At 74.4% G+C, this 7931-nt stretch carries 6 protein-coding genes; 5 read left to right on the top strand and 1 reads right to left on the bottom strand.

Features of this window, described 5'->3' with window-relative positions; genetic code table 11:
• Positions 1-254 precede the first annotated feature (254 nt).
• The gene (locus ACWGB8_RS04095; protein ID WP_452210033.1) at positions 255-1874 is read right to left on the bottom strand and encodes an ADP-ribosyltransferase domain-containing protein; all 1620 of its coding nucleotides are present in this window, start codon (positions 1872-1874) and stop codon (positions 255-257) included.
• Between the two features lie 232 nt (positions 1875-2106).
• Here ACWGB8_RS04095 and ACWGB8_RS04100 point away from each other — a divergent pair, with 232 nt between their 5' ends.
• From ACWGB8_RS04100 to ACWGB8_RS04120, 5 genes are all read left to right on the top strand, one after another.
• Complete coding sequence (locus ACWGB8_RS04100; protein ID WP_452210035.1) at positions 2107-2784, top strand: macro domain-containing protein; 678 nt, start codon at positions 2107-2109, stop codon at positions 2782-2784.
• Between the two features lie 437 nt (positions 2785-3221).
• Positions 3222-5219 (top strand): LodA/GoxA family CTQ-dependent oxidase, encoded by a 1998-nt coding sequence (locus ACWGB8_RS04105; RefSeq protein WP_452210037.1) that lies wholly within the window; start codon positions 3222-3224, stop codon positions 5217-5219.
• Positions 5216-6424 carry an FAD-dependent monooxygenase gene (locus tag ACWGB8_RS04110; protein WP_452210038.1) on the top strand — a complete coding sequence of 403 codons (1209 nt, stop codon included), beginning with the start codon at positions 5216-5218 and terminating at the stop codon, positions 6422-6424. Before ACWGB8_RS04105 ends, ACWGB8_RS04110 begins: the two co-directional genes overlap by 4 nt.
• 120 nt (positions 6425-6544) lie before the next feature.
• Entirely contained in the window at positions 6545-7279 is a 735-nt protein-coding gene (locus ACWGB8_RS04115; protein WP_452210040.1) for a hypothetical protein, read from the top strand.
• 134 nt (positions 7280-7413) lie between these two features.
• Complete coding sequence (locus tag ACWGB8_RS04120; RefSeq protein WP_452210042.1) at positions 7414-7818, top strand: hypothetical protein; 405 nt, start codon at positions 7414-7416, stop codon at positions 7816-7818.
• Positions 7819-7931: the final 113 nt, after the last annotated feature.

Here is a 7931-nt window from a genome sequence, read left to right on the forward strand (position 1 = left end):
ACCGGCGGCGGAGCCGGGGGCGGTGGCCCGGAGCTCGGTTCGCCAGCGTACCGAAACGTTCGGGTAGTACCGACCGCCGCGGACCCGGGCCGGCGGACCGAACGGAGAGGCCCCGGGTGATCGGCCAGGTCAGGGCGCCGCCGGAGCCGTCCGACCGCCGTTCGACCGCTGCGAATCCGGGCTCCACCGAAGCCGTTCGACCGCGGCAGGGCCGCCCCGGACGCCGGCGGAGGCGCCCCGGGCGGCGGGCCGGGTCAGGACACCAGCGTCTGCTCCGCCGACTCGGTCAGCCGGACGGTGCACAGCCCGCCCCGCTCGACCTTCACCTCGGTGACCTCCAGCTGGGTGCCCGGCAGCAGGATGTACTCCTCCTCGCCGGTGAAGGCGGAGAAGCTCCGGATGCCCACGGCCCGGGACGGCACCACCTCGAAGAGCGTCCGCTTGCCGCGGCCGCCGAGGAACGCCCGCGCCACCCCGAGTTCGGAGGTGCACGAGGAGACGCCCCACCAGGTCACCGTCTTCCCGACCGGGTACTGCGCCTTCAGGTCCAGCGACACTCCGCGCCACAGCGGCTCGGTGCGGGCCGGCAGCTGCGACACCGCCGCGAACAGCAGCCGCAGGTACGGCAGGTACGGGACCAGCCGGTCGCGGTCCGGCGAGCGCAGGACCGCGTTGATCTCCCGGTAGAACGCCGATTCGCAGGTGTACAGGTAGAGGGCGGCGATCGCGTCGGCGGACAGCCCGTCGGGGGCCTCGTCGGCCCGGCGCTTGCCGAACTCGTGCGAGCGCTCGATGTGCCGGTCGAGCCCGCGCAGTACCGCGGCGACCGGGGCGACGGCGTCCCGGAAGTCCATCAGCGGGGTGTCGAACACGCCGGTGATCGCCGGGAGGGCGAGGCCCTCGTCCTTGACGCTCGCGAGGCGTTCCAGGTAGAGCTGGTGCAGCTCCATGGTGGACGCGATGAAGGCGCCCATCCGCTCGGCGGTGCCGTCGCCGGCCGCGCCGTCCTGCTCGGCGGCCTGCGCGTTCCAGCCCGTGCTCGGGAGCCAGTCGACCTCGTCGGCGCCCAGCGAGGCGAGGGCCGCGTTGACGGTGCCGAAGTGCTCGCCGTCGCAGAACAGGTCGCCCTGCGCCGCCGGGTTGGCGTGGTCGATGTGCCGGACGTCGACCCCGGGGTACTTCTTCTGGAGTTCGAGGACGACCTTCTTCAGGTTGCGCGCGTGCGCCCCCCACCAGGCGAAGACGACGCCGCGGTCCTCCTCGGGGCCCTCCTGCTTGGCCCGCAGGATCTCCTCGACGACCCGCTCGGCGACCGGGCGCCAGAACGCGGTGTGCCGGTCGGTGCCGCGGGCGCCGCCGCTGTCGGCGGTGAGCGAGGCGTTCAGCAGCAGGACGCCCTGGGTCAGCATCGCCTGGAACCACTCCGGCGGCTGGACGGTGTCCTGCTTCTTCAGCAGCGCGCGGATGTCGGCGATCGGGGTCTTCTTGGGGATCCCGTACTTCCACATCGCCGCGGCCTTGATGATGCAGCGGATGCTCACCACCCGGCCGAACTGGCTGTCCTTCCAGTCGTGGAAGGTGTTGTCGAACATCGCGATGCCGGTGGCGCTCTCCGGCCGCGGGTACGGGTTCTGGCCGAAGACCACGACCTTCCACTTGTGCGGCGCGTGGGGCTTGAGCGCCTGGAAGGTCAGTTCGCGGACCGGGACGACCTCGGGGCCGCGGTCCGGGCCGATGAACGAGGCCGCGCCGGGCTGTGCCTCGATGACCGGCTTCAGCAGCGGGAGCCAGGGTTCGCCGCCGCCCTTGAAGAGTTCCGCCAGGGCGAGCGGGTCGTTCGGGTCGGGCTGGGCGGGGGTGGTGGCGTCGCTCATGGTGGAGGTACTCCGCAGTGTCGAACCGTGCTGGGATTCCGGGCTTCGGCCCGATCGTGCCGCGACGGACTGACAGCGGGTCAGTGCGTCGACGGTCGTGGACGCTAGCACCGCCGACCGACACCGCCCGGGGGCCGCGGCGGCGTCCCGCCGGCGCCGCCCGGGCTTGTCAGTGGGCCCGTCTAGCGTCGTCGGTGTTGCAGGAACCCCGGCTCCCCGGACGGAGAGAACCATGACCGTGAACATCCCGCAGTCGCCGCTCAGGGTGGTACTGACCGACATCAACACCGCGGTGGTGGACTCCTGGCGGGCGGCCTTCGCCGACACCCCCGGTATCGAGATCCACCGGGGCTCGATCGTCGACCAGCAGGTCGACGCCTGGGTCAGCCCCACCAACTCCCGCGGCCGGATGGACGGCGGGGTCGACGCGGTGGTCAAGCGGCACCTGGGCGCGGGCATCCAGCTGCGGGTGCAGCGGGCGATCCGCGACGGGTTCGCCGGGCGGCTGCCGGTCGGCAGCGCGGTCTGCGTCCCGTCCGGGGCGGTCGCCCCCAAGTTCCTGATCTCCACGCCGACCATGCAGGCCTCCTCGCAGGACGTGAGCGAGACCCTGAACGTCGCGCTGGCCTGTGCCGCCGCCTTCCAGGCGGTCCACCGGCAGAACGAGCGGGAGCCCGGCAGCATCCGGTCGGTGGCGCTGGTGGGCATGGGCGCCCAGACCGGCCGGGTGCCGGCCCGGGTGTGCGCCAACCTGATGTGGACGGGCTACACGCTCTTCCAGGACCACTGCTTCGCGGACGACGACGATCTGCGCCGCACGATCACCGCCCAGCTCGACGACCTGGAGAAGGCGCCGGTCGAGCAGCGGGTGCGCATCACGCCGCCGAAGCGGGCCGCCTCCCGCCGCTGACCGGCGGCCCCGGGGGGCCCTCACATCCGGCTGCCCCCGACCACCCCCACTCAACCCCTGTCACCCCCGGAGCCCCGGTGCACGGCCGTCGCCGCCGCGCCGGGGCTCCGGTGCGCCGTGGCCCGGGCGCCCCGGTTCCCGTCCAACCGCCCGGGGTCGCCGCCGAGTTCCGCCGCCCGGTGAGCCCGCCGCCCCGGGCCGGCTCACTCCTTCGGGCGAACCGTCCGCCGCGGTGGCGTGCGTCGCCCGAATGGATCGTGTCCGATCTGTCACTGTGGGTGCGGCACTCCACCGTACGGGCCGCAATCCGCCCGTGCCGTGCCGCGCTGCGCGTGTCCGGGGTCCGTCCGTCCGGCCGCTGCGCCGCGCCCCGGCCCGCGCGCCCCCGACCCGCACCGGCCGCCACCCGCACCCCCACCGACGGAAGGCCGCACCCGATGAGCGACGACATCACCCACGCCAGGATCCATCCGGCGATCGGCATCGCCCGCGTCGGCAACAGCACCGACGCCGACGGCTGGTTCTACGGCCCAGAGACCCCGGACCCCGAACCCGCGGCGCCCGGTGCCCACAAGGACGCGCAGGGCCGGATCAAGCGCCAGGCCGCCCGCTTCCGGATCTACGGCTACGACAGCGCCGGCCGGGTCGTCCGGGAGCTGAAGCCCACCGACCCGGGCGTGGCCGTCGAATGGGGCGTCCACGTCGCCAACCGCAAGGCCGCCTGGTACGAGTTCAACCTCGCCCTGGACATCCCCGACATGGTGGGCCGCAGCACCAAGCGCCGCAACAAGGGCGTGGACCGGGCCAGGCTGACCATCGACCCCGGGCTCAAGACCCTGAGGGCGGCCCCGGGCCAGGCCGTCGACCTCACCGGCGGCAGCTTCCTCGGCGCGCCCGTCCCGCTCGGCCGGATCCAGACCGACGAGCACGGCCGCCTGGTCTTCCTCGGCGGCACCGGCGCCTCGATCGCACCGAACGGCGAACCGCTCACCTCGTACGGCAACAACAACGGCTGGTGCGACGACACCTCCGACGGGCCGGTCACCGCGACGCTCACCCTGGACGGCAGGCCGGTCACCGTCGACCCGGCCTGGGTCGTGGTCGGCCCGCCCAACTACGCGCCCGAGGTCAAGACCGTCCGCACGGTCTGGGACCTGCTGGACGACGTCTTCGTCCGGCAGGGCACGCTCCCCGCCCCCACCGAGGTGAACTTCGAACGGGACGTCCTGCCGCTCCTGCGGCGGTTCGTCGAACTCCAGTGGGTCAACCAGGGGTTCGCCACCCACTTCGGCTTCCGCGGCCCCGAGGACTTCCTCGCCCCGGACCTGCTCAAGCGCCTCGCCAGCCCAGCCGAACGCCACCGCGAGCTGCGCCGCCAGGTCTTCACCGCGATGCGCGACTTCAGCCGGGACGGCATCTCCCCGGTGCCCTGGCCCTGGATCTACGGCGACGGGATGTCCAGCAAGCCGAAGTCCTCCCTGCAGTACATGGCGCTCTCCAAGACCCAGCTCGACCTGCTCCTGGCGTGGTCCAAGGGCGACTTCACCACCACTCCGTGGCCCGGATTCCCGCGCCGATTGGAGGACGCCCCGCCCGCCGAGCAGCCGGGCCTGCTCGACCGCGCGGCCCTCGACTTCTGCCTCGCCGACGCCTTCCACCCCGGCTGCGAGATCACCTGGCCGGTCCGCCACACCACCATGTACGACCGGCCGCTGCGCATCAAGCACCGTCCGGAGGGCCAGCAGGAACCCGACTACGGCGAGGAGCTGACGGTCTCCCGGGCGCTCGGGGCGGACGGCCCGCTGCACGCCCAGGGCCCCGGCGACCTCACCCGCTGGATGGCCGTGCCCTGGCAGACCGACACCGCCAGCTGCCGCTCCGGGTACGAGTCCGCGGCCGGCCTCGGCCCCCGCTACGACCCCCACCTGCCCACCTTCTGGCCCGCACGGGTGCCCAACCACGTGCTGACCGAGGAGGACTTCGAGATCGTCAACCGGCCCGAGCACGCCGGGCACACCACCCAGGAGCAGCGCGAGGACGCCTTCGCCCGGCGGGCCTCCTGGCTGCGGGGCCTGGAGGGCGACTACCCGCAGCAGTTGGCGCAGGCCGTGAAGCAGTGGCACGACTTCGGCATCGTCGAGACCCGCGCGTACACCGTCGGGGACGGCCGGTTCCCCGAGGTCATGCGGGTGGAGTCGACCCCCGGCTTCGACCTCGCCGGGGTCTCGCCGCACCGCAACCTGGTCACCCTGCACGTCCCCGAGGCCACCGCCAGGGACGCGGTGCTGTACGCGGGCCTGCTCGGGGCCCTCGCCGAGGACACCGGCCACGCCCGGGAGGACATCACCGTCGGCTACATCGACAAGCTCGACCCGTTCGGGGAGGACGCCGCCAACGGCTCCGGTGCGGACGGGCAGCCCGGCGGCGCCCCGTGACGGCGGACGGCACCCCGGCCGCGGCGGTCCCCGCCGCGGCCGCACCGCCCAGGACCGCCGCACCCGCGACCACCCGCTACGACGTGGTGGTCGCGGGCGGCGGGCCGGCCGGCGCCGCCGCCGCCCTGGCGCTGGTCCGGGCCGGCCGCACCGTCCTGCTCGCCGACGCCGGCCAGGGCCCGCCCACCGTCGGCGAAGCGCTCCCCGCGGTCGCCGGCGCCCTGCTGCGCGACCTCGGCGCCCACCGGGCCCTGACGGACGGACATTTGCCCTGCTACGCCAACCAGTCCGCCTGGGGCGGCGACACCCTCGCCTCCACCGACAGCCTGTACGACCCGCACGGTCACGGCTGGCACCTCGACCGGGCCCGCTTCGACCGCCGACTGCGCCGGTGCGCCCGCGCCCAGGGCGCCCACCTCGCCGAGCGCACCGCCGTCCGCCCCGTCGACCGGGGCCCGGACGGCGGTTGGACGGTCGAACTGCGGCACGCCGGCCGCCGCCGACGGGTGCGCTGCCGGTGGATCGTCGACGCGACCGGCCGCCCGGCCGCCATCGCGACCGCCTGCGGGGCCCGCCGCCGCACCCACGACCGGCTGATCGCCCTGCACCTGACCCTGGGCCGCTCCGATCCGCCCGGCACCGACGCCGCCACCCTGGTGGAGGCCGCCCCGGACGGCTGGTGGTACACCGCGCTGCTGCCGCACGGCCGACGGCTGCTCGCCTGGTACACCGACGCCGACCTCGCCACCGGCCCGGACGGCCGCGGCCCCGGCGCGGACGGGTTCGGTCCGGACGGTTTCGGCGGCCGGCTCGCGGACACCCGGTACGTCACCGAGCGCACGGCGGCCCACCCGTTCCCGCCGGGGGTCCGGCCCCGCCGGGCACCGGCCCACACCGCCGGGCTGGACACCGTGCACGGCGACGGCTGGACCGCCGCCGGCGACGCCGCCGCCGCGTTCGACCCGCTCTCCTCGCAGGGCGTCCTGACCGCCCTGTTCACCGGTATGAGCGCGGGCCGGGCGGTCCATGCCCAGCTGCGCGGCGAGGCCGGGGCCGGACTCGCCTACGCGCGGACCGTCGAGGGCATCGCGGCCGCCTACCGGCGCAACCACCGCCGCTACTACGCGATGGAGCAGCGCTGGTCCGACCGGCCGTTCTGGCAGCGCCGCCACCTGCTCGCGGCCGGTCCCGGAGGCGGCGCCTGAACCGCCGCGGACGGCCCCGGGCCCCGCCGCCGTCCGGGGGCCCGCCACGACCCACGAACCAGCGATCCCCGCCACCCCACGACCCCACGACCCACCCCACAGGCCCCGAGGAGCACCCCCATGACCACCGAGCAGGCCCAGCCCGCGGACGTGCACGCGCAGTCCGCCGACGCGCCGCCCCGGCACGGCCACCGCTTCCTGCTGATCGGCAAGCAGACGGTCTTCGCCTACCACCTGCCGCTGTACTTCGTGCCCGTCCACGCCTTCCAGATGATCACCAGGTTCGGGCTGGTCGACCAGCTGCGCGAGAAGTACCTCGCGGACCTCGCGCAGCACGAGGGCGAGCAGGTCTACTACTCGCTCTTCTCCGAGGGCCACTGGCCGCTCAAGGAGATCGTCGACGGCACCCGCAGCTCGCTGCCGGTCGAACTGGAGCGGGTCACCGTCGACTCCGCCGGCCGCCGCACCTTCACCATGATCCTCGCCGAGACCACCGCCACCTGCCGCAAGGAGGACGTCGTCCACTACCGGCCGCTGAACGCCACGACCTACCCCGACTACCTCACCTACCTCGCCTTCGGCCAGGGCGACGAGGTGCACCTCGCCCACCAGCTCGCCGCCCCCAAGAACTGGGACGAGGTCATCACCACCCGCGGGCCGCAGGGCTTCGAACCGGCGGACCTCGCCGCGGCGAAGGCCGTCACCATCCCCTCGATCAAGGACCCCAAGGGCCCGGTCGAGCGCAGCCCGCTGACCACCGGCCAGACCTACGAGGGCGAGATCGGCGGCCGCCCGGTCCGCTTCACCGCCGGCCGCCAGGGCTGGTGGAACCACACCAGCCTCAACAACCCGTGATAGCCGGGCCGGTGGCCCGCGGCGTCCGGCCCGCCCCGGCCGGACGCCCGGCGGCGCTCCCGGTCCGGTCCTGTCGTACCTGCGTGCGAGGCTTGCCCCTGCAACCGGTCGCGGACCGGCGGGAAGGGGACGGGATGCCGACGGATCTGCTGGTGGACGAGGCCTGGCGCCCCGCGACGCCGCTCGAGCGGCTGCGCGAACTGGCGGCCGAGCCCGGGCTCGCCCGGATCGTGGCCTCCCGGATCGGGCTGCCCGCCGACCTGGCCGGGGAACTCGCCGAACGGGCGGAGACCGGGGGAGCCGCGTGGACGGCCGTCGCCCGGGCGCTGGCCGCGCAGCCCGCCACCGCACCGGCGCGGCTGGCCCGGCTCGCCGCCCATCCCGACGAGGGCGTCCGGCGGGCCGCCGCGGTGCACCGGGACACCCCCAGGAAGGCCGTCAAAGCGCTCGCCGCCGACCCATCGGAGGCCGTCCGCCGCACCCTGGCCGCCCGGGAGAAGCTGCCGCGCTCGGTAACTTGCATGGGACCGAACTGCTGAATCAGTGCAGTGTCAGCAAGAACAAGGGGCCTAAACTGACTCACCTTAAGCTTGCTTTGACCAAAGACCGCAGCAGTCATGGGTGTCCGCAGGAACTGAGACCCGTCATCGTC

Source organism: Kitasatospora sp. NPDC054939, from assembly GCF_053610105.1.

Bases quoted from the DNA above. Each gene is read 5' to 3' on its own strand.
- ACWGB8_RS04115 (WP_452210040.1), top strand. From the start codon at position 6,545: ATGACCACCGAGCAGGCCCAGCCCGCGGACGTGCACGCGCAGTCCGCC.
- ACWGB8_RS04095 (WP_452210033.1), bottom strand. From the start codon at position 1,874: ATGAGCGACGCCACCACCCCCGCCCAGCCCGACCCGAACGACCCGCTC.
- ACWGB8_RS04120 (WP_452210042.1), top strand. From the start codon at position 7,414: ATGCCGACGGATCTGCTGGTGGACGAGGCCTGGCGCCCCGCGACGCCG.
- ACWGB8_RS04105 (WP_452210037.1), top strand. From the start codon at position 3,222: ATGAGCGACGACATCACCCACGCCAGGATCCATCCGGCGATCGGCATC.
- ACWGB8_RS04100 (WP_452210035.1), top strand. From the start codon at position 2,107: ATGACCGTGAACATCCCGCAGTCGCCGCTCAGGGTGGTACTGACCGAC.